Genomic DNA, 21,066 nt, shown 5'->3' with positions numbered 1-21,066 from the left:
TATAAACCTTTTTATTTACCTGCAAGTCGCAGTTGAAAGATCTAAAGATGTTCAATTACTTACTTAGTTTTATTAGCAAACTACTTATTATTAGTTTTATTTGAAAGCACCTAACAAAGCTGCCATGCTAGGACGACTGATCAAAGCTTTCACCAATACAGAACCAAGAATAGCCGGAATAGTTTGACCAACGATAAGATTCAACACTAATGGCCAGTATGGAATACCAAGTAATGGACTGAGCCACAATGGCACACATAATGCAGGCACAAAGACGATTGGAAGCATTACCCACCAAGCACTGAGGCCAAGCTTGCGCATTCCTACGATGATGCCAGTCGTTAATACGCCCACACCAAAGCCCCCCATCATATCGAGGATGCCAAGACCACCGAATAGGAAGTTAGAAATGAGGTTGCCAATCCCCATGGGAATCACCAAGAACGGAAAGGCATAAGCAAGTGCATATAATGATGTTGCTATACGAATTTGATAAGCCCCGAAGGAAACGCTTTGCGTTACATACAATACAACGATGTACAATGCCACAACCATAGCAGAAATAGTCAATTTGCGTGTAGAAATCATAACACTCACCTCCTCAAAATAAAAAAAGCATGGCAAAACTACCATGCTATAAATGCTTATGAATTTCCGTAGTTTTGTTTAGAGACAGGATGGTTTCAAACTGTCTTATTTAGTTGTCGCCTTTAGGCAGTACTAATATTAGCATATATCTAATATTTTCGCAACCAATTTGGTTGTAGGCGGACTTGTCTGTGAATCTACTATTAGTGTTAAGTTTGTAAGGACGGGGTGGCGTAAGATACCTTTCCTCATCGCTCCACTGGCGAACCGGTCATCGGCCGAAGGCCTCAACCTGCCAAAGTCGCTCTTTGAAAAGGTATCTGCCACCACTTCAAATTTAGCAACTCTACTTATACCCTAATACTAGTGACGTATAAGTCCGCCTTAAATCACATATACATGCTACTCTATTAGAGTATATGCAAAGTAGCCGCCTAAAAGGCGACTACTTGTCTAAGCCAGTTTATGGGAATTACAATGCTGGGTCTTCGACTCCGTTTGCGTGAAAGGCTTTGGCTCTGTCGATGCAGGTACCGCAGTGTCCGCATGGTTTGTCTCCGCCTTCGTAGCAGGACCAGGTTAAGTGGTATGGTACGCCGAGGCGTAGACCTTCTTTTACGATGTCAGCTTTGTTGGAGTTAATGAAGGGGGCTTCTAAGGAGCATTCTTTACCGGATCCTTCAAAGATGGCGTCACCCATGGATTTGTAAAAGTATTCCGTACAGTCAGGGTATGCATTGCCCGCCGCATCATCACTATGAGCACCATAATAGATATAGCCACAATCTAAGGATAACGCCAAAGATGCTGCGGCGGATAGGAATAAACCATTTCTAAACGGTACATAAGTGCTTACTATCCCTTTGCCTTCTATATCTTGTTGTTCTTTGTAGGAACCTTGCGGAATATCTTCACTAGATTGTGCTAATAAGGAGCAGTTACTAAAGGCAAATAACTTAGTAACATCCATCGTTTTACCTTCCATGCCATAGTACTCTAAAATAGCTATAGCAGCCTCTAATTCTTTACTATGTTTTTGACCATATTGAATCGATAAAGGCACCACATTATCTTTGCCAAATCGTTCAATGGCAAGGGCTAAACACGTAGTACTATCTACGCCACCACTAAAAAGAACGACGGCCTTTTGTTTTTGAGCCATAGTATCTCCTTTTCTATCACAACAGCCTCATCCGTAGATGAGGCTGTGCTTTTACATTCACTAAAATTTTATAGATCAATAACCAATTCTACTGGACAGTGATCAGAGCCAAAGATTTGTTGGTGAATCTTAGCTTCTTGGATTTTATCGTCAAGACGTTTAGATGTGATGAAATAGTCAATTCTCCATCCTGTATTTCGTTCACGAGCTTTCCCCATGTAGGACCACCAGCTGTATTCTTCAATCGCATCTGGATAGAGATGGCGGAATGTATCTGTAAAGCCTGCCCCTAAGAGTTCTGTCATCTTTGCACGCTCTTCATCGGAGAAGCCTGCATTTTTACGGTTCGTCTTAGGATTTTTTAGGTCAATTTCTTGGTGTGCTACATTGAGATCACCACATAGAATGACAGGCTTTTTCTTATCTAATTCAAGTAGATAATTGCGGAATGCATCTTCCCAAGTCATACGATAATCAAGGCGTGCCAATTCTCGTTGACTATTAGGTGTGTAGCAGCATACTAAATAGAAATTATCATATTCAGCAGTGATAACACGGCCCTCTTGATCATGCTCTTCAATGCCAATACCGTTAGCTACAGACAAAGGCTTAACGCGCGTGAATACGGCAGTACCACTATAACCCTTTTTCACAGCGCTATTCCAATATTGCTCATACCCTGGCAACTCCAAAGAAATTTGATCGGGTTGCAATTTTGTTTCTTGCAGGCAGAAAATATCTGCATCTAATTCATTAAAGGATTCCATAAATCCCTTTGTTACAGCGGCGCGGAGGCCGTTTACATTCCAAGAAATTAATTTCAATTCTTACTCCTTTATAATACTTCGCATCAATCTAATACTATTCACCGTATTTAACTTGGTGAAAGTCTCTTTCACATAGAATATACGTCAAGTTTTTGCTTAATGTAAGCTAATCTAAAGATTATATGTTAGCAATACTACTGCTTTTTATGTTTCTTAGCATGTCTTGCTTCTGCACGAGCCTTGCGGGCATTTTCATTTGCTTTAAGATCGCTTTCACGTTTCTCACGAAAATAGTTAGCCACCGCCGACAAGACAAGGATTACTAATACAGTTACATTAAACATACCAGGTCCAAAGGTATAGATATGATAACACAAATAACCAAAGGCAACGACTGTTAATAATTGTTTTAATAGATTCATTCGCCCTCCTAAGTTAGTTTAATGTTTCTACACCTGTACTAAGCGGGAAGCTTTCATACGTTACCCAGTCACTAGAACTACCAACATATAAAGCAGATTCAAGCCCTACTTCACTCATGGTTAACAACGCATTGCAGGCAGTCACACCAGACCCACAGTACGTTACAACTGGCCTATTTTGGTAAATTTCGTTGTAATACTCAGCCTCTAAATCTTTCAAGGATTTAGGACCATCTACGGTATAACCGCTTTCATAAAAGTGATTAACAGCGCCAGGGATATGGCCTGTCATGCCATCCATCGTATCTACTTGAGATCCATCATAGCGGAATGGTGCACGAGCATCAATGATAACATGATCTCCGCTTTCACTAGCCTTGAGTACCTCATCACGGCTCATAACCATATGCGTTTGCAACTCGTAGTTAAAGATAGATGGTTCAGCAGGTAATGGAGTAGGCTCTTTAGTTAGGAGATGGCCCTCTCGAACCCAACGTTCAACACCACCAGACAATACACGTACATCAGTTAAGCCCATGTAGCGCAACGTCCACCAAAGACGGCCCGCTAAAAATAGCCAAGAATCATATACTACAACCTTGGAGTTGCGAGTAATGCCATAAGACTCAAAGGTATGAGCCAATCGTTCCATATCTGGCAACGGATGACGACCACCATGCTCGCCCAAAGGACCTGTTAAATCCTTATCTAAATCTACCGCATAAGCCCCCTTAATATGGCCCTTTTTATAATCTTGATACCCTCGAGCATCTAAAATGATGACCTCATCGAAACAAGCTAATAATTCTTTAGGAGTGATAAAATTTGACATGTTGTACTCCTTTCTTTGATTATATCGAAAAATACAAATCTGATAATATTATTATATACGAGTACAACGGGATATACAATTTATTTTGGCACAGTAAAAGTTATTTATTTGCGTAATATTAAAACTAGATAAACATGAAAAAGCCCCTATCTAAGATAGGGACTTATACGTAATTTAATGTTTAACTTACAAGCGTTTGTATATGGCATCTACCGCATCAATATCGGCAGGTAACCAATCCACAGAATATAAACTATCTTTAGATAACCATTTTGCAGCTTCATGTTCTACTAAAGTAATATTAGAATCATTTTCCAACGAACATAAATAACAGTGCATTGTTAAATCAAACTTTTCATAACCTGTATATTCGATCGTAATAATATGCTCTTGAACGTTAATATCCGCTTCTAACTCTTCTTTGATTTCTCTAATAAGAGCTACATCATGGGCTTCACCTAATTCAATTTTGCCACCCGGGAATTCCCATCCATCCTTAAGATCACCATAGCCTCGTTGAGTTGCTAGTATGGTATTATCCTTTTTTATAATAGCTGCCACCACTTCAATATGTTTTCGTTGTTCACTCATATATATCCTTATCCATTAACAATATAATCATAAATATCATCCCGTACAGGTACTTCGAGTACATATTCTAATTCTACCGCCGCAGTACCATTAGCCATGGAGATTTCTTTAGCATTTTCCTGACCAGTAGAATGAATCGGTCCCAAATAGTAAAACTCTTTAGACTCTTCATCATCTTTGTTCTTCCTTACAAACAAATGCATTGCAACACCTAATTCATCAGCCTTAAATACAGTTTTTATAGCAGGAGATGTAAACTTTGCCTTATTCTTAGAAATAGCTTTCAGTAAACCTGGGTTTACAAATCTATCTTCATACTTAATAGTATCTTGAATATCATCATCTTTATGATAGTTGATAAACACAGGGTATGTTTTAGTTTCCTTATGAAATTTATATCCTCCAATATTGAGAGGTACTTCGTTTTGAGGCCACTCTAATAATTGGCAAACTTGTTCATATGTATATTTTTCATATAAAGCAAACGGCGTATTACCATAAATATTGTCTTTATACTTTTCATCGAACTGCTTCAAACCATAATCAACGAGCTCTTGAACTTGTTCTTTAAAATTATTATCCTCTAAGGCCTGTTTAAAAATTTGGGATATACCATACTTACCATTAGAGAACTCAATAAACTCACTATCTGCAAAAGTCTTTTGTGCTACTTGAACACCAAATCGATTTGTCATCATATTGATAAGATTAATTCGTCCATATTCAGATAAATCTACATTGTAATTATTATAAAGCTCTTCAGATACATAGTTAATGATATCGTCACGACCATCTAGTAACGCCTGCAATAATAAAAGTTCTCTAGCACGTATACCTGTCGTTAATTTCTGAGATATAAAATGTAGCATTCTCTCCTGAACAGGTGTAAAGGATATTTCATAGTCCTTATCCTTAATCTTTATCAAGAAATGATGATAGGACTTAAATTTACTAAAAATTCTACTAACATCAATCGAACCGTGATCGGCAAAATCAGCAATTTTAGGAATACAACCTAATTTGAAGCGTAAATTGAAATAAGCTTCTTTAATTAATTTCATATCGGAAAATCTTGCCGTATCAATAGATTCATAAATGCGTTGTTTTGCAATTTTATCAAAATGTACAGTTGAGGTACCTGGAATAATACGATTACCAGCTTGTACATAACGACGCAATGTATCTTTGTTATAGCTCCTATCACCTGATAAGGCTAATGGAATCATAAAGTTATTAGTATAATTCCCAATAAAATCCAAGATAACTACATATTCTTTATCTTCAAATTTACGAAGACCACGTCCGAGTTGTTGAATAAAGATTATCGGACTTTCAGTTTGACGTAGCATAATAACTTGATTAATTTCTGGAATATCAACACCTTCATTAAAGATATCTACGGTAAAGATATAATCCAATTGCAGGTCTGAACGGCCCTGATAATCACCAGTTCCCGTTAATCGAGCAATTGCTATTTCCCTAGTTTCTTGACTATCTTCACCAGTTAAACATACAGTGCGATAAACATCACGCTCGTTAAAAGCATCAGACAACGCTTTTGCCTCAACTCGATTGCTACAGAATACTAGCCCCTTTACACGACTACCACTATGTCCAAAATAGCGAATCTTTTCTATAATTTTATCTACCCGCTCTTTTGTAGACAAGTTTGAAAAGGATACCTCCATATCAGAAATATCTTCTTGAGTATCCACCCACAAATCACTAATGCCAAAATAATGAAATGGACATAGTAAGTCTTCTTCTAAAGCCTGTTGTAATCGAATTTCGTAAATAATATTATGGTCAAATAATTCATATAAATCATAGCCATCTGTACGTTCCGGGCTAGCCGTCATTCCCAATAAAAACTGAGGCTCAAAGTATTCAATAATGCGTTGATAGCTATCTGAACCTGCGCGATGTACTTCGTCAATGATAATACAGTCAAACTCCTTTGGAGCATACTGTTTCATTACATCATTACGGCCCATCATTTGCATTGTAGAGAATACATGAGTCGCATTATAGTATTTAGCATTCCCAGAAACTAAACCAAATGTAATAGATGGATCATTATAAATCCGCTCAAAACTAGCGATCGCTTGTTTTGCAATTTGTTCACGATGTACTAAAAATAATATTCTTTTAGGCCTCATTTCTCTCATAGCAAAAGCTGCCGCATAGGTTTTGCCGGTACCCGTACCAGAGATCAAAAGACCTCTTTTAGCATTATTAGCTCTTAGTTCATTGAAGTTAGCAATAAACTGTTGTTGCATACTATTAGGTTCCAGTTGAAGCAAATCTATTTTTCTAAATTGCTCTGCTACAGTCCTTTGTGAAGTTCGCTCTGGACGCACCCATCTTGGTTTATACCAAGGAATAAAATCTTCATAAGGAATAGAAAATTTTGAATTCCAATACAAGTCAAATTCTTCCGTGATTTCTCTAGCATAGGTATCACTGCAATGAGCTTCAGAACGAGTATTCCATTCACGATTTTTCTTTAATGCATTAATAGTTAAATTAGAACTACCAACTATAATCTGATAAGATTCATCTTTTCTAAAAATGTAGCCTTTTGTATGAAATCCATGACCACTACCTTGTGTAGTGCAATACACTTTTAACTCAATATTATTTAAATTTCCTAAATCTTCCAAAACTTGTGGACTATTAAAACCAAGATAATCCGTCGTTAACACACGTCCTCGGACGCCACGTTCTTCTAACTCTTTAAGAATTGGTTTTAATGTTAATAAGCCTTCTGGAGTAATAAATGCTACCGATATTAAAAACTCATCACAATTGCGTAATCCATCTTCAATAGCAGATAATACATTACGCCCTTCCCCATTAGCAATAAGTTCCGAAGATGTAGCAAAATTGATTAAATGATTCGATTCTGACATAACGAACTCCCCATATAATGAATACTATACTTGCTATTATACCAGCCGCAGCTGCAACGTCTAGAGAGTATATAGTTTTACTTTTAAAAGTATATTTTTATAACAGCTTACAGCCTCATTCATCGTTTAATCGCTAATTATAAATATAAATACATGTCCAAATCTAACATTTTCATCTATTCCTTATAATTATCGTATCTATACGTCTTTTTTGCCACGTAAAGTTGTGATATAATGTAAATAATTACTCTTAGGACAGTAGTCTGTCCAAATGGATCCAAAAGAGTTAGTGTGTTTTCAAGGAGCGTGCGCAGTTGAAAAAGGGGTACATCAAGTTAATAGCAGCCATTGTGCTTGGTGCTGCTATTATCGGTGGTGGGATCTATGGGGTGTATACACTCTTATCATCCAATACAACGACAATTTTATATCGATCAACCGTTGACGATAAAATCAACGCCATACGACCTTATATTGTTGCATTAGATGCATATAACTCATACAGTGTAGCCTATGCTAGCCAATTACAGCCAACTCTTGAAGAGTTGCGCAATGGGTCTCATAATACGACGATTACCTTACCTAAATATAAGGAACTTAAAGCTGCATTAGAGGTAGCAAAACAAGATAGTTCTACACCCTACGAAGACGTAAACCAAGCGACAAATGACGTCCTCGTAGTACTTGATCAAATTATTCCTATTGCTGATCAGTTGCAATCTTACTATGTGGAACGTCGTTATGAAAAGGATAATTATAAAGGTAGCGATGAGCTAGCAGCTCAATATGTACCTTTAGCAGAACAGTTCTACGCTACATATAATGCATTAGACTTAGCTTTAGATAATCGTAATAATGAGCTTTATAACGAACGCATGACTGAGTATCAGGGAGAAAAGCGGGAAAATGCGGTTAACTTTATAGAGATAAATCTCATAACAGCACAAACTATTGACCTTATTGATCCAGATGGGAATACAGACACCCAAAAGGTAGAATCAAACTTACAACAAATTACACAACGCCTCAATAAATTACAACCTGGTACTACACCAGAAGTACAAAATGCGGTAAGAGAGTATCAAGACTCAGTAAAAGAATTTGTTGCAGAGGCACGCAACTACATTATTATCAACTCATCTTATGGCGAAGCTTATACGCAATTATTTACCAAGTATAATAAAATGATTGGCAAGGCCAATGCAGTTAACATGGCAGACTTAGATGTAACAGAAAAAAAATAATATTTAGATAACACAAAGGACTAGCCCATGCGAGCTAGTCCTTTTATTTTTATGTAAGCAGCAAACTTTATTTCTTTTTCAAATCTTTTGTAATGATGTAATATTCAGACGGTGTTATCTTGATACCATCAATATGTTTATTACCTACAATATTAATTTTAGGATACCCAAGGAATAATGCTACAGCGTTATCTAACATCAGTTGTTGGGCATTGATAACCGCATTACGACGCACCACTGGATCGCTACTACTTTCACCAAGAGCCAACAATTCATCGAAACGAGGATTAGAGAAGCCAGACCCATTAGTTTCAACGCCTATACCCCAATATTGTTTCAAGAACCATACTGGTTGACCCGTATTAGCGGTTACAACACTGGAGATAATCATATCATAATCACCAGATTGAGATAATGTGTCGATAACCGCATAATCTACGATTTTAATTCGTAAATCTACACCGATTTTTTTGTAGTCCGCTTGCAATGCTTCCGCATATAATGGCAATTCAGGACGAGTTGTGTAGGCATAAAAATCAAGTACGAGGTTTTCACCGTCTTTATCTACAATACCGTCGCCATTTGTATCTTCATAACCTTCACGTTTCAGTAATTCTTTAGCACGTTCTACATTATATTTATTAGGATCACGCAATTGGTTAAAGCCATAGTCTATGGATGGTGGCAATGGAGCCTTACCGGCTACGAACGTATCCTTCATGAGGTTCTTCGCATAAGACTCACGGTCTGCTGCTGCAATGAGGGCTGCACGAAGATTAGGATTCTGTAGTTTCCCTTTTTGCCCCATACGAACAAATACGTCACGCAAGGAAGACATTTCATAGATAGTGAATTTCTTATCATTTTGGAAGATACTATATTCACCAGGTCCAATGTTAACGGCCATATCTACATCGCCCGCTTGTAACGCCATAGCACGAGTATTCGCATCATTAATAGATGGGATTTCAACCTTAGCAAAGCCTGCCTTGCCATCCCAGTAATTATCATTGCGCTTTAGTTCAGCACGCTCTTTTGTGAAAGAGGATACTACATATGGACCAGTACCAATAGGACCTTCCTTTGCAATATCACGACCATTCGCCTCTGCTGTCACATCCATAATCAAAAACAATGGATCTCCTAACAAGTTGGGCAAATTATAATATTCCTTGTCAGTCTTGATGGTCAACTCCTGACCGTTAGCAGTAATTTCTGTATAGTTAAAGAACGTTTTTGCTCGTTTACTTTTAGCAAAAGTTCGTTCTAAAGATGCTTTTACCGCCTCAGCTGTCAAACTATTACCATTTGAGAATTTAACTTTATCATTGATGGTGAAAGTCCATGTTAACTTGTCATCACCTTGCTTCCAAGAGGTGGCAAGCCAAGGCGTTGCTTTCATTTGATCATCAAACTTGATAAGCGTTTCACCTATACCAAATCGTACAACGGCCCAACTAAAATAATTTTCCGTTGGTTCTAATGTGCCAGCAAAACTAATAGCCCCTACCTTTAATACATCATTAGATGAAGCAGAATCTTGATTCATACAACCAATAGTCCCGAGCATAGTCACACCAAGGGTCATACCAATTAGTAAAGACTTGCGTAATCCTTTCATTTATACACCTAACCTTTCTACACACATTAACTATCTATTTATACTCAGATACTCACTATTTTTTGCATTAACATAATCTAGTAAATATAACCTGCTTTTACAATAGTTAATATAAAGAGAATCTATGTACATCAATTCATATGAGCATATCTTATTATACCCATAGGGGTATATTTTATACAGTCAACTATACTATATATTAGGTGTTAACACAATGTATAATTTGAGAAACATTTCAATATATCTATTAAAAAATTTCATATCTTAACTATGCATAAAAATAGCAGTTAGTCTTGAAACTAACTGCTATTTTAAGTTTACCTATCCGATGTAACTCTCTACATTTCAAATTTATACTTTTGAAATTTTGAAAGTAAATTTTCCTATTAAGCTTCTAATGCAGCCTCATCTAAGGTAAGTGGCTTATGATCTTGGCCGATTTCAAAGATGGAGCTCAATAGAACTTTTGTGTAAGGATGTTTCGCATCTGCTAAGTGAAACGCATCTAATTCTTCAACGATAGCGCCTTTGTACATTACGACCACCTTATGGCACATCGTACGAATGAAGGCAATATCATGAGCAATAAATAGGTATGTTAAATTTTTCTTTTTTTGTAAACGCGCCAATAGGTACGCAATGGAGTCTTGTACAGATACGTCTAAAGCACTAGTAGCCTCATCTAGAACGAGAATTTCTGGCTCTAATACGATAGCACGAGCAATGGCAACACGTTGGCGTTGCCCCCCGGACATTTCATGAGGATAGCGATGCATAAACTCACGAGGTAAATCTACCATTTCCAGGTAGTCACCTGCGATTTGCTCTTCTTTTCCCTTTTCAAGAAGACCAAAGTTGTATAGTGGCTCAAGAATAATATCCTTCACCTTCATTCGCGGATTAAAGGCTGCAGATGGATCTTGGAATACCATTTGAATTTTTTTACGGTATTCTTTCGTTTGTTCGGAGTTCATATGTTGAATCTCTACACCATCCACATAAATCTCACCTTCCGTAATAGGAAGCATTTTCATGATCATACGAACCAATGTTGTTTTCCCAGAGCCAGATTCCCCTACAATCCCAAGGGACTGACCTTTTTCGAGAGTTATATTAATATCCTTACATGCTTCGAGTTCACCACCAGTGGGAAGTGGGAATCGTTTACATACATTTTTTAATTCTACTGCGTAGTTAGTCAATGTAACGACCTCCTCCCAATGTTGGTACAGCCTCTTTTAATTGTTTCGTATATTCATTAGATGGATTTTCCAAAATGTCTTTAGGAGTACCTGCATCTACGACACGGCCCTTTTTCATAACGATAATGTAGTCGGACATATACGCCGCTACACCAAGATTATGGGTTACCATTACGATTGCGGAGTTATGCTCTTTAGCTAGGTCAAGCATTTGCATAACCACTTGAGATTGTGTCGTTACATCTAGCGCAGATGTCGGTTCATCACCGATGAGTAATGCAGGATCCAAAGCTAACGCCATGGCAATACCAACACGTTGTCGTTGTCCACCAGATAACTCATGAGGATAGCGACGTAATATATCTGCCCCGTTCGGTAGAGATACGGCTTCTAAAAGCGCAATGGCACGACGGTCACATTCGTCATTATCGATTTCAATATGGGATTTAAACAATTCTCTAAATTGTTTACCGATACGAACGATTGGATCTAATGCACTACCACTATCTTGGAAAATCATGGCCATATCCTTGCCGCGCAAAGATCTCCATTCAGATTTAGACAGGTTACGAAGATCATAACCATTAAAGATCATAGAACCTTCCGTAACTTCACCACCTACAGGTAGTAAGCCCATAAGGGCCCGAATCACGGTAGTTTTACCAGATCCGGACTCACCTACAATGGTTAATACCTTACCGCGTTCCAAGGTAAAGTTCACATCCATAACAGCAGGCACACCTTGGTACGCAATGTTAAGGTTTTCTACAGTTAGTATGTTTTCTGCCATTATAGCTCCTCACTATTTTGTAATTTTGTTAGTAATCCAGTAGTAATCACTTGGGTACATTACAGCACCTTTCAAGTAAGAACCTGTAACGATATTAGTTTTAGGATAGCCTAAGAATAATGCAGCACCATCATTCATCAACAATTGTTGAATTTGCATTGCGTAATCACGACGTTTTGCTGGGTCGAATTCAGTTTCAGCTGCATCTAACAATTGGTCAACTTGTGGATTAGAGTAACCAGAACCATTTTGAGGGTTGGAGCCATTGTTGTTAGTGTGCCAATAGTTAGCCAAGAACCAGATTGGATCACCTGTATTAGCTGTTACAATGTTGGAGATAAGCATATCATAGTCGCCGTCTTGACCCATTTTATCGATCAAGTTATAGTCAACTGTTTTGATTTTCATATCGATGCCAACCTTTTTAAGGTCTGCTTGAACAGCTTCTGCATAAAGTGGTAATTCTGCACGAGAGTTATATACTATGAAGTTGAATGTTAATGGTTTGCCATCTTTATCAAGGATCCCATCGCCATCAGTATCTTTCCAACCATCTTCAGCCAACAATTGTTTAGCGCGTTCAGGATTATACGCATTAGGATCTTTCAAATCGTTGAAGCCATAGTCCATGGATGGTGGAATTGGAGCAGAACCAGGAATAAATGTACCTTTTAACAATACATCAGCATAGTTTTTACGGTCTGTTGCAGAGATAACTGCAGCACGAACTTTGTCATCCCCAAGAATACCTTTTTGATTAATACGGGCCAATACGACACGAAGAGATGCGATTTCATCTACTTTGAATTTATCATTGCCTTGGAATAAACCAATTTCACCAGGACCGATGTTAACAGCCATATCTACGTCGCCAGATTGTAAGCTCAAAGCACGCGTATTAGGGTCATCGATGGAAGGAATTTCTACAGTTTTAAATGGTACTGTACCATCCCAGTAGTTTTCGTTCGCAGCCATTTCAGCACGTTCTTTAGTGAAGGATTTAACTACATATGGGCCTGTACCGATAGGACCTTCCTTCGCAAAGTTACGGCCATCTTTTTCAGCTTGAACGTCAACGATTAGGAACAACGGATCCGCTAAAAGGCCAGGCATATTAGGATATTCTTTTGTTGTATGAATAACTAATTGTTGACCATTAGCTTCCATAGAATCATATTCGAAGAATGTTTTCGCACGATTAGACTTTGCAAAAGCACGTTCAATAGACGCCTTTACAGCTGCTGCATCAACTTTTTTACCATTGGAGAATTTCACCTTATCATTGATTGTGAAAGTCCACGTTTTATGGTCTGGGGATACTTCCCATTTAGATGCAATCCAAGGCTGTGGTTTCATTTGTTCGTCAAATTTAGCCAATGTTTCGCCTACACCATAACGCATTACAACCCATGCGAAGAAGTTTTCTGTAGGCTCTAATGTAGATGCGAAGTTAGTTACGCCTACTTTTAACACATCTTTATTTGCAGAACCATTGTTATCGGAACCACAACCAGCGATGAAGGAACCCATCATTACAATGCTAAGACCTGCTAAAAGGGCCTTTTTCCAAGATTTTTTCATGTAAAATCTCCTTGTACAATTACATACAAAACATAAAAACATTTAAACATCAAGACTATAATAATCCAAAATAGTCAGTGATGGAAAAACCATTATTTATACCTATTCACATAGAAGCTTTTACAAGAGAAATTACCACCAAAAGCTTTCAAAACATGAATAGATATACTATATTATCCTTGGTTTTTAGGATCCACCACATCACGTAAGGAATCGGACCAAAGATTAAAAATAGCAACCACGATAAGGATGGACATACCAGGGAATGCCATGAGCCATGGACTCGTTTGCAAGTACTGGCGACCCTCGTTAAGCATAAGACCCCATTCTGGAGTCGGTGGCTGAGCACCAAAGCCTAGGAAGGATAAACCTGCTACCTCAATCATGATAGCCCCGATATCTAATGCACCTGTTGTAATAACGAGAGGCATAATATTAGGAATGATATGACGTCTGATGATGGCCGTCGTAGATGCGCCCATCATAACAGCAGCCGTTACATATTCCTCACCGCGCACCTTGAGCGTCATAGAACGTACAATACGAGCATATTTTGCCCAACCTACAACAGATAAGGCTAAAATCGTATTTACAATGCTACCACCTAGAATACCAGCAATAGCAATAGCCAATACGATACCAGGGAATGATAACATGATGTCTGCTAAACGCATAAGAACCATTTCAACTTTACCGCCAAAATAGCCTGCTGCAGCACCGATAATCGTACCAATACTAACCATGATTACAACAATGGTTACGCCCATGAACAAAGATAATTGAGTACCATAAATAACACGAGATAATACATCACGACCCAATTTATCAGTACCAAACCAATGTTGACTACTTGGCGCTTGCAATGCCTGACTTATATTTGAGGTGAAAGCATCGCCCGGTGCAAGCCAGGGTGCAAAGATAGCGATGAGAACAATGATAATCATCAACCCACTATAGAAAGAGAACAATTTATGTTTTTGAATAAATTCTGCCATCATGCTCTCTCCCTTTTCAATCTAGGATCTAGAAGGATATATGATGCATCGATTAATGCATTGATGCACATATATGCTAATGCAACCCACAATACAAAGCCTTCAATCAATGGATAGTCGCGCATGGTAATAGCATAAATCGCCATATTCCCAAGGCCTGGCCAAGAGAATACCATTTCTACGACTGCTACCCCGCCTAGTAACCAGCCCATAACAACACCAAGAATAGTAATGAGCGGTAATACAGCATTTGGTAAAATATGACCGAATAAAATTTTCATTTCACTCACACCACGAGCGCGAGCACCGATAACGTAATCCTTTTCCATTTCTTCAAGGATAACGAGCCGCACTTGGCGCATGTATTTAGAACCAACAACAACAGCCAATGTAGCAGCTGGCAAGATAACACCAATCGGAGTTACACGCGATGTGGCAATCGGTACAAGACCTAATTTAAGGCCGAAGATATAAATAAGTACAAGGCCTAACCAGAATGTAGGCATAGAAACACCTACAAAAGATGCAGCTCTTAACAGATAGTCAACCCATTTATTACGATTTAAGGCGCTTATAATCCCTGCTGGCAACGCATAAAGTAGAGTAAATACTAAAGCAGTACCAGCTAACATCAAGGTTCCTGGCAAAGCCTCCAACATACGATCTACTACTGGTTTTTTAGCAGAATAACTCATCCCTAAATCACCTTGTGCCGCATTCACAACCCAGTTTACATACTGCACTATAAACGGTTTATCTAACCCAAGTTGAGCTCGAGTCTCATCGATAAGCTCCTGAGATACGATAGTATCCGCCGTTTCAAGTAGCATCGTTACTGGATCGCCTGGTGCTAAATAGGTGAGACAAAATGTCAAAAATGTGATGCCAAACAAGGTAACAATAAATTGCCCCAATTGTTTGACAAAGCGTTTGCCCATAGGCGCCTCCTAAACTCTCTAAACACTAACAACAATTCAAATGACAAACTAATGGTACTAGCTTTTTTATATAGCGATGAAGCTTAAAGGCTAGGGAACGAAAAAAGGTTAGTCGCCCGACTAACCCAAATTAAGCACAGCATATGCATACCATGCCTTTAGAGCAGGCTTTCTGACTCTGATTCATCGCAATATTTCGGCCTTCCCAGTTTCCCAGTGACCCTATAATGAAACCTTGCTCCTCATTACAGCTATTTACATAGTATGGGTTTTTCACCCATTTTCCTCTTTTACGCTCGGTAAATACCGACACTCACTAGTTCATTCATTTTTATCGATTATAAATATACTATATTAACACTCTATTTACAATACATATACCCCTTATGGGTATATGTATTTCGCATATTTTCAATATAATTTTTATACTGATAAAAAATATTGATTAATGATTAAATTCACAATCCTGCATAAAATTATATAAATTAACTTATATAAATAATTTTTTATTATATTTACTGTATATGACGGTATATATATTAATTTTAATAATAATAAAGCAATGTAAAAACTTTATTATAAAATCTTTTTATACACAGCAAAAATTTGATTAATAATTATACTCTTTATGTTTTTTCATATCTAGCTCGCATTAATTATGAGTCTAATGCATGATTATGATAAAAAAGAGGCTATTACCAAGTAATAGCCTCTAATAAGACGAGATGTATTCAGTTAATCAATACTTTGTTGTAAGCGGTGTGCTCTGCGTGTATCCCACGCTTTACGCAAAACATAAATCACCAAACCTATGCTTACTGCCACTGCGCTACCTACCATAGCATCAAAACCACATGCATAGATTGCATATAGGCAGTAAAGAACGCCTATACCGAACAAGTAATTAGAGCGTTTAATACGACTTTCAGCTACGCCAGCCATACGCATCATTGTAGGTACTGCCAAGATGCACAATACATACGGTACTACGTTAGTTACAACCGCTAAGTTTACTAGGATTTCAAACTGCTCACGCAAGGATTCGCTTGCAGTGAATAAAGTAAGTAATGTTTCAACAGCGAGTAAAATCAATACACCACGAACAGGAGCATCTTTGCTATTTACACGAGCGAATATTTTAGGGAAGTAACCATGTTCTGCTGCACTTTTGAAGACGCGAGACAATGTGAATTGCCAGCAAAGCAAAGCGCCAAAGCAAGAAATAACCATAGCAGCCATAACGATGTTTGCAATCGTATCATTGAACATGTATACGAATGTCAAACCGAATGGTGCGTTAGAATTTAATAAATCAACGTTAGGCACAATACCTGCCATAACGTTTGTGGACAAGATATAAACCACTGCCACTGCTAATGTACCCGCCACAGTTGCGATAGGTACGTTTTTCTTTGGATTCTCAACAGCATCAGCATTAGCCGCTGCGGACTCAAATCCTAGGAAGCCCCATAAAGTTAGGGAAATAGATTGTTTTACCGCATCATAAAGCGGAAGATCATTTGGGTTCCATGCCGCCCAATAGATAGATGGATCAAACCAATACCAGCCGATTGTACCGATTAATAAAACCGGAACAATAGAACCCCAAATAGTCATATTGCTGAGTCGACCTGTGAAACGATTCCCTCTGAAGTTTAGAATCGCTGCAAACCACAAGAGCACAATTGTTACTTGACTTGTTTGTGTCGCATTGAGGTCAACACCAAAGAAAGCTGCGCCATAACCTACGGCAGATACCGCGATGGCGATATTAGCAATGATGAGAGATATGCTGTAAGCATAGCTCGCCATAAAATGTCCAGTTTTACCGAAGCGATGTTCTGCATAACCGCCCATGCCCCCTTGTTTTTGGGAGAACATACCCGCTTGAGCAAAAATATACGCTAGTAAAAGCGCACCCACAGCTGTCACGAGCCAAGATAAAACTGAAATAGTACCAACTTGAGCCAAATTAGTTGGTAACATAATGATCCCAGCTCCTAGCATATTGGCTGCTACCATTGTGGTTAGCTGGAATACAGACATTTTTTTAGCGGTGGTTTTCATGTATCAATCCCCTTTCACTAAGGTGAATTTTTTCTCGTCCATAATTCACTTAAAATATATATACCGCTAAGTAAATTCAGTTCGTGCTGTGATGGGCTTGAATGTGAATTTACCGTTTTTATTCTTATTACGAGTTAAATAATAACACCTATGAAACCAAAATAAAAGTACTTTATTGGCGGACAAGGCATATTACACGAATTGAATAAATCATAGGTAATTTATCATCAAAATCGAACAGAACTCATTTTAATCGTGGCAAAGTATATTTTTACCCCATTTTATTCTGTGTATAGATGTAATTTTTCCTATCTATCACGGTTATAGTGTCCTAGTACAAGACTATTATTCTCTCACAGTCTACTATACATGTACATGTAAATACATTATTTTAATAGTGGATTATCAATTAGAATTTTGGGCTTTATAGGTATCGTCTAGCTTTTAAATAAAAAATCGATATACATATAAGTATAATGGGCAATATTAGACCCTTAATGAAATCCTTATATGTATATCGATCTTATTTTTCCAGATTTTATTGATAACTATTCTTTATTTTTATCTACTGCTTATTCCGCACTAAGCTCTACTCTTGTACTGATTCAACGATTGCTTTCCATTCAGCAATTTGCTTTTCCTCAGCAGCGATAATAATTTTACCATTATTACGTTGTCGTTTCACACATTCTGGAGCCGTACCAGAAAAGTTATTACGACCTGCAACACAAGCTTCGATGGAGATAGCGTCAAGAATATCTGCATCAAAATGGTTGGAAATAGCTTTGAAGTCCTCTACGGATAGATCAAGGAGTACACAACCTTTTTCGATGCAATGATGCACTGCATTACCTACAATTTCATGAGCTTCACGGAATGGGACACCTTTCTTCGCAAGATAATCTGCCATATCCGTAGCATTAGAGAAGTCGTCATCAAGAGCTGCTTTCATATGAGCCCCATTGACCTTCATGCCACGAATCATAGCCGCATTAATGGACAATGCGAAGTGTACTGTATCAATAGAATCGAAGATACCTTCTTTATCCTCTTGCATATCCTTGTTGTATGTAAGAGGCAAGCCTTTCAAAGTTGTTAAAAGGCCTAACAAATGACCATAGGTACGGCCTGTTTTACCACGAACCAGCTCGCAAACGTCAGGATTTTTCTTTTGCGGCATAATACTAGAGCCCGTGCAGTGAGCATCATCAAGTTCAATAAAATTGAACTCATTGGTAGACCACAAGATCAACTCTTCGCTAAGACGACTCAAATGCATCATCACTAGAGATGCAAAGGACAAGAATTCAACTACGTAATCGCGGTCAGATACGGCATCCATACTATTTTCATAAATACGGGAGAAACCTAAGAGCTTTTGCGTATACGTTTGATCAATGCCGTATGTAGAACCAGCTAACGCACCTGCACCAAGTGGCATGATGTCCGCATGTTTGAATACCATCAACAAACGATCAAAATCGCGTTCCAACATAGAGAAATAGGCCATCATATGATGCCCAAACAATACAGGTTGAGCCCGTTGCAAGTGCGTATAGCCAGGCATGATAACGTCACTATATTTTTCAGCTGTTTCGATGAGAGCCTTTTGCATATCTACGATAAGCTCCCCCATTTCCACAACGGCTTTACGCACGTACATGTGCAAGTCTACTGCGCATTGGTCATTACGGCTACGGCCGGTATGCAAACGCCCCCCCGCTTCACCGATGTCATCAGTTAAACGCTTTTCAATATTCATATGAATATCTTCAAGAGCTACAGAAAATGGGAATTCCCCTTTATCGATTTGCCCTTTAATTTTTGTTAAACCTGCTAAAATTGCATCTCGATCTGCGTCGGAGATAATATTTTGTTTTGCCAGCATAGTCGCATGCGCCTTGCTACCTGCAATATCTTCGGCGTACATCCGCGCATCAAAAGCGATAGAGGATGTAAAATCCTCTACCGCTTTATCAGTGCCTTTTGTGAAACGCCCGCCCCATAATTTAGCCATTATTTACCTGCTTTCTCCTTCATCAGTGCATTAATTTTGAGAGGTAAACCGAACAAGTTAATGAAGCCTTCTGCATCAGATTGATCGTATACATCATCTTCTTCAAATGTTACGAAATCTTCACTATACAAGGAATATGGGGAAGTGCTGCCCGCAGAAATGATATTTCCTTTGTACAATTTAAGTTTTACTTCACCGGTTACAGTTTTTTGAGTTTCATCAACAAACGCTTGTAACGCGTTCATCAATGGTGCAAACCACATGCCATCATATACGAGTTCAGCGTATTTGTTAGCAATGAGTTCTTTGTAGTGATATGTGGCTCTATCTAAGCAAAGGTATTCAAGTTCTCTGTGAGCATACATAATGATAGAGCCACCCGGGTTTTCATAAACACCACGGGATTTCATTCCTACCAATCTATTTTCGACGATATCTACAACGCCTACACCATAGTGTGCGCCGATTTCATTGAGTTTTTGTAATAATTGTAATGGAGTGCCTTCTTGACCGTCTACGGCTACAGGTACACCTTCTTTAAAGGATACAGTTACATAACCAGCTTCATCTGGAGCTTGTTCAGGTGTATGTGTTACCAAGTACACATCATCTTTAGGAGCATTTGCTGGATTTTCAAGATCGCCGCCTTCATGGGATAAATGCCATACGTTTTGGTCCATGGAGTACGGATGTTTTTTTGTAGCTACAACTGGAATATCATGTTTAGCAGCATATTCCATGCAATCTGTACGAGATTTCAAATCCCACTCTCTCCAAGGAGCGATGATTTTCATGTTAGGAGCTAATGCTTTGATAGTCAACTCAAAACGAACTTGGTCATTACCTTTACCAGTCGCACCATGAGCGATTGCATCTGCGCCTTCTTTTTCAGCAATATCTACAAGGATTTTACCGATTAAAGGTCTCGCGAAGGATGTACCTAATAAATATTTACCTTCGTAGATTGCACCAGCTTTTACAGTAGGCCAAATATAATCTTTTACAAACTCTTCCTTAGCATCAACGATATACGCTTTAGAAGCACCAGATTTAATCGCTTTTTTCTCAACTGCATCATAATCCTCAGGTTGGCCCAAGTCTACACACACAGCAATAACTTCAGCGCCATAATTTTCTTTCAACCAAGGAATGATAACAGAAGTATCTAAACCACCAGAATACGCGAGTACTACTTTATTTGCTTTACCCATGATAACACCTCACAAACCACTATCTATTTAGACTCATATAATCAATACAATATCAGATAATTGTGAAAGCACCGTGGTATTTTCTATTCCGACAGGCATTTTCTCCTTCTGACAAAAAATAGTATA

The 21,066-nt window shown here is 38.3% G+C and carries 17 protein-coding genes and 1 riboswitch; of the genes, 1 reads left to right on the top strand and 16 read right to left on the bottom strand.

Features of this window, described 5'->3' with window-relative positions; all coding sequences use genetic code 11:
- Positions 1 to 96: 96 nt before the first annotated feature.
- From KHY58_RS06710 to KHY58_RS06680, 7 genes are all read right to left on the bottom strand, one after another.
- A complete protein-coding gene (locus KHY58_RS06710; RefSeq protein ID WP_105087027.1) occupies positions 97 to 588 on the bottom strand; it encodes a QueT transporter family protein in 492 nt (163 codons plus the stop codon).
- A gap of 472 nt (positions 589 to 1,060) precedes the next feature.
- On the bottom strand, positions 1,061 to 1,750 hold the full coding sequence (gene queC / locus KHY58_RS06705; protein WP_101928472.1) for a 7-cyano-7-deazaguanine synthase QueC: 690 nt from the start codon (positions 1,748 to 1,750) through the stop codon (positions 1,061 to 1,063).
- A gap of 68 nt (positions 1,751 to 1,818) precedes the next feature.
- Positions 1,819 to 2,574 carry an exodeoxyribonuclease III gene (locus KHY58_RS06700; RefSeq protein WP_101928473.1) on the bottom strand — a complete coding sequence of 252 codons (756 nt, stop codon included), beginning with the start codon at positions 2,572 to 2,574 and terminating at the stop codon, positions 1,819 to 1,821.
- A 137-nt stretch (positions 2,575 to 2,711) separates the two neighbouring features.
- On the bottom strand, positions 2,712 to 2,939 hold the full coding sequence (locus KHY58_RS06695) for a hypothetical protein (protein ID WP_008602417.1): 228 nt from the start codon (positions 2,937 to 2,939) through the stop codon (positions 2,712 to 2,714).
- Between the two features lie 13 nt (positions 2,940 to 2,952).
- Positions 2,953 to 3,771, bottom strand: a complete 819-nt coding sequence (locus KHY58_RS06690) for a sulfurtransferase (RefSeq protein ID WP_105087029.1) — start codon at positions 3,769 to 3,771, stop codon at positions 2,953 to 2,955.
- A gap of 186 nt (positions 3,772 to 3,957) precedes the next feature.
- A complete protein-coding gene (locus KHY58_RS06685) occupies positions 3,958 to 4,362 on the bottom strand; it encodes a (deoxy)nucleoside triphosphate pyrophosphohydrolase (RefSeq protein ID WP_120056047.1) in 405 nt (134 codons plus the stop codon).
- 8 nt (positions 4,363 to 4,370) lie between these two features.
- On the bottom strand, positions 4,371 to 7,274 hold the full coding sequence (locus KHY58_RS06680; protein WP_012864805.1) for a DUF3427 domain-containing protein: 2,904 nt from the start codon (positions 7,272 to 7,274) through the stop codon (positions 4,371 to 4,373).
- 314 nt (positions 7,275 to 7,588) lie between these two features.
- On the opposite strand from KHY58_RS06680, the gene KHY58_RS06675 reads away from it, so the two are divergent.
- A complete protein-coding gene (locus tag KHY58_RS06675; protein WP_004695044.1) occupies positions 7,589 to 8,518 on the top strand; it encodes a DUF3829 domain-containing protein in 930 nt (309 codons plus the stop codon).
- A 67-nt stretch (positions 8,519 to 8,585) separates the two neighbouring features.
- On the opposite strand, the gene KHY58_RS06670 is transcribed toward KHY58_RS06675, so the two are convergent.
- The 9 genes from KHY58_RS06670 to KHY58_RS06630 all read right to left on the bottom strand — a co-directional run bounded on the left by KHY58_RS06670 (position 8,586) and on the right by KHY58_RS06630 (position 20,940).
- Complete coding sequence (locus KHY58_RS06670; protein WP_105087030.1) at positions 8,586 to 10,139, bottom strand: ABC transporter substrate-binding protein; 1,554 nt, start codon at positions 10,137 to 10,139, stop codon at positions 8,586 to 8,588.
- Between the two features lie 386 nt (positions 10,140 to 10,525).
- The gene (locus tag KHY58_RS06665) at positions 10,526 to 11,341 is read right to left on the bottom strand and encodes an ABC transporter ATP-binding protein (RefSeq protein WP_101928478.1); all 816 of its coding nucleotides are present in this window, start codon (positions 11,339 to 11,341) and stop codon (positions 10,526 to 10,528) included.
- Positions 11,334 to 12,131 (bottom strand): ABC transporter ATP-binding protein, encoded by a 798-nt coding sequence (locus KHY58_RS06660; protein WP_101928479.1) that lies wholly within the window; start codon positions 12,129 to 12,131, stop codon positions 11,334 to 11,336. Before KHY58_RS06660 ends, KHY58_RS06665 begins: the two co-directional genes overlap by 8 nt.
- A 12-nt stretch (positions 12,132 to 12,143) precedes the next feature.
- Positions 12,144 to 13,712 carry an ABC transporter substrate-binding protein gene (locus KHY58_RS06655; protein WP_101928480.1) on the bottom strand — a complete coding sequence of 523 codons (1,569 nt, stop codon included), beginning with the start codon at positions 13,710 to 13,712 and terminating at the stop codon, positions 12,144 to 12,146.
- 173 nt (positions 13,713 to 13,885) lie between these two features.
- Positions 13,886 to 14,707: a nickel transporter permease gene (nikC, locus tag KHY58_RS06650; RefSeq protein WP_101928571.1), complete on the bottom strand. Its 822-nt coding sequence runs from the start codon at positions 14,705 to 14,707 to the stop codon at positions 13,886 to 13,888.
- Positions 14,707 to 15,645 carry a nickel ABC transporter permease gene (nikB, locus tag KHY58_RS06645; protein ID WP_101928481.1) on the bottom strand — a complete coding sequence of 313 codons (939 nt, stop codon included), beginning with the start codon at positions 15,643 to 15,645 and terminating at the stop codon, positions 14,707 to 14,709. The genes nikC and nikB overlap by 1 nt, the downstream gene beginning before the upstream one ends.
- A gap of 145 nt (positions 15,646 to 15,790) precedes the next feature.
- Positions 15,791 to 15,978, bottom strand: a riboswitch (cobalamin riboswitch).
- A gap of 402 nt (positions 15,979 to 16,380) precedes the next feature.
- On the bottom strand, positions 16,381 to 17,712 hold the full coding sequence (potE, locus tag KHY58_RS06640) for a putrescine-ornithine antiporter (protein ID WP_004697529.1): 1,332 nt from the start codon (positions 17,710 to 17,712) through the stop codon (positions 16,381 to 16,383).
- Positions 17,713 to 18,301: 589 nt separating this feature from the next.
- Positions 18,302 to 19,729, bottom strand: coding sequence for an argininosuccinate lyase (gene argH / locus KHY58_RS06635; protein ID WP_278472613.1), 1,428 nt, complete (start codon positions 19,727 to 19,729; stop codon positions 18,302 to 18,304).
- Entirely contained in the window at positions 19,729 to 20,940 is a 1,212-nt protein-coding gene (locus KHY58_RS06630) for an argininosuccinate synthase (protein WP_278472611.1), read from the bottom strand. The genes argH and KHY58_RS06630 overlap by 1 nt, the downstream gene beginning before the upstream one ends.
- Positions 20,941 to 21,066: the final 126 nt, after the last annotated feature.

The organism is Veillonella parvula (assembly GCF_018366295.1).
GTDB lineage: Bacteria > Bacillota > Negativicutes > Veillonellales > Veillonellaceae > Veillonella > Veillonella parvula_P.
The sequence above is the reverse complement of the archived record's forward strand: the minus strand, read 5'-3'. Positions and strand labels throughout refer to the sequence as shown.

What these genes read in the sequence shown, in the direction of transcription:
- KHY58_RS06710 (WP_105087027.1), bottom strand. Translation starts at nt 588, where the DNA reads ATGATTTCTACACGCAAATTGACTATTTCTGCTATGGTTGTGGCATTG.
- queC (WP_101928472.1), bottom strand. Translation starts at nt 1,750, where the DNA reads ATGGCTCAAAAACAAAAGGCCGTCGTTCTTTTTAGTGGTGGCGTAGAT.
- KHY58_RS06695 (WP_008602417.1), bottom strand. Translation starts at nt 2,939, where the DNA reads ATGAATCTATTAAAACAATTATTAACAGTCGTTGCCTTTGGTTATTTG.
- KHY58_RS06690 (WP_105087029.1), bottom strand. Translation starts at nt 3,771, where the DNA reads ATGTCAAATTTTATCACTCCTAAAGAATTATTAGCTTGTTTCGATGAG.
- KHY58_RS06685 (WP_120056047.1), bottom strand. Translation starts at nt 4,362, where the DNA reads ATGAGTGAACAACGAAAACATATTGAAGTGGTGGCAGCTATTATAAAA.
- KHY58_RS06680 (WP_012864805.1), bottom strand. Translation starts at nt 7,274, where the DNA reads ATGTCAGAATCGAATCATTTAATCAATTTTGCTACATCTTCGGAACTT.
- KHY58_RS06670 (WP_105087030.1), bottom strand. Translation starts at nt 10,139, where the DNA reads ATGAAAGGATTACGCAAGTCTTTACTAATTGGTATGACCCTTGGTGTG.
- KHY58_RS06660 (WP_101928479.1), bottom strand. Translation starts at nt 12,131, where the DNA reads ATGGCAGAAAACATACTAACTGTAGAAAACCTTAACATTGCGTACCAA.
- KHY58_RS06655 (WP_101928480.1), bottom strand. Translation starts at nt 13,712, where the DNA reads ATGAAAAAATCTTGGAAAAAGGCCCTTTTAGCAGGTCTTAGCATTGTA.
- nikC (WP_101928571.1), bottom strand. Translation starts at nt 14,707, where the DNA reads ATGGCAGAATTTATTCAAAAACATAAATTGTTCTCTTTCTATAGTGGG.
- nikB (WP_101928481.1), bottom strand. Translation starts at nt 15,645, where the DNA reads ATGGGCAAACGCTTTGTCAAACAATTGGGGCAATTTATTGTTACCTTG.
- potE (WP_004697529.1), bottom strand. Translation starts at nt 17,712, where the DNA reads ATGAAAACCACCGCTAAAAAAATGTCTGTATTCCAGCTAACCACAATG.
- argH (WP_278472613.1), bottom strand. Translation starts at nt 19,729, where the DNA reads ATGGCTAAATTATGGGGCGGGCGTTTCACAAAAGGCACTGATAAAGCG.
- KHY58_RS06630 (WP_278472611.1), bottom strand. Translation starts at nt 20,940, where the DNA reads ATGGGTAAAGCAAATAAAGTAGTACTCGCGTATTCTGGTGGTTTAGAT.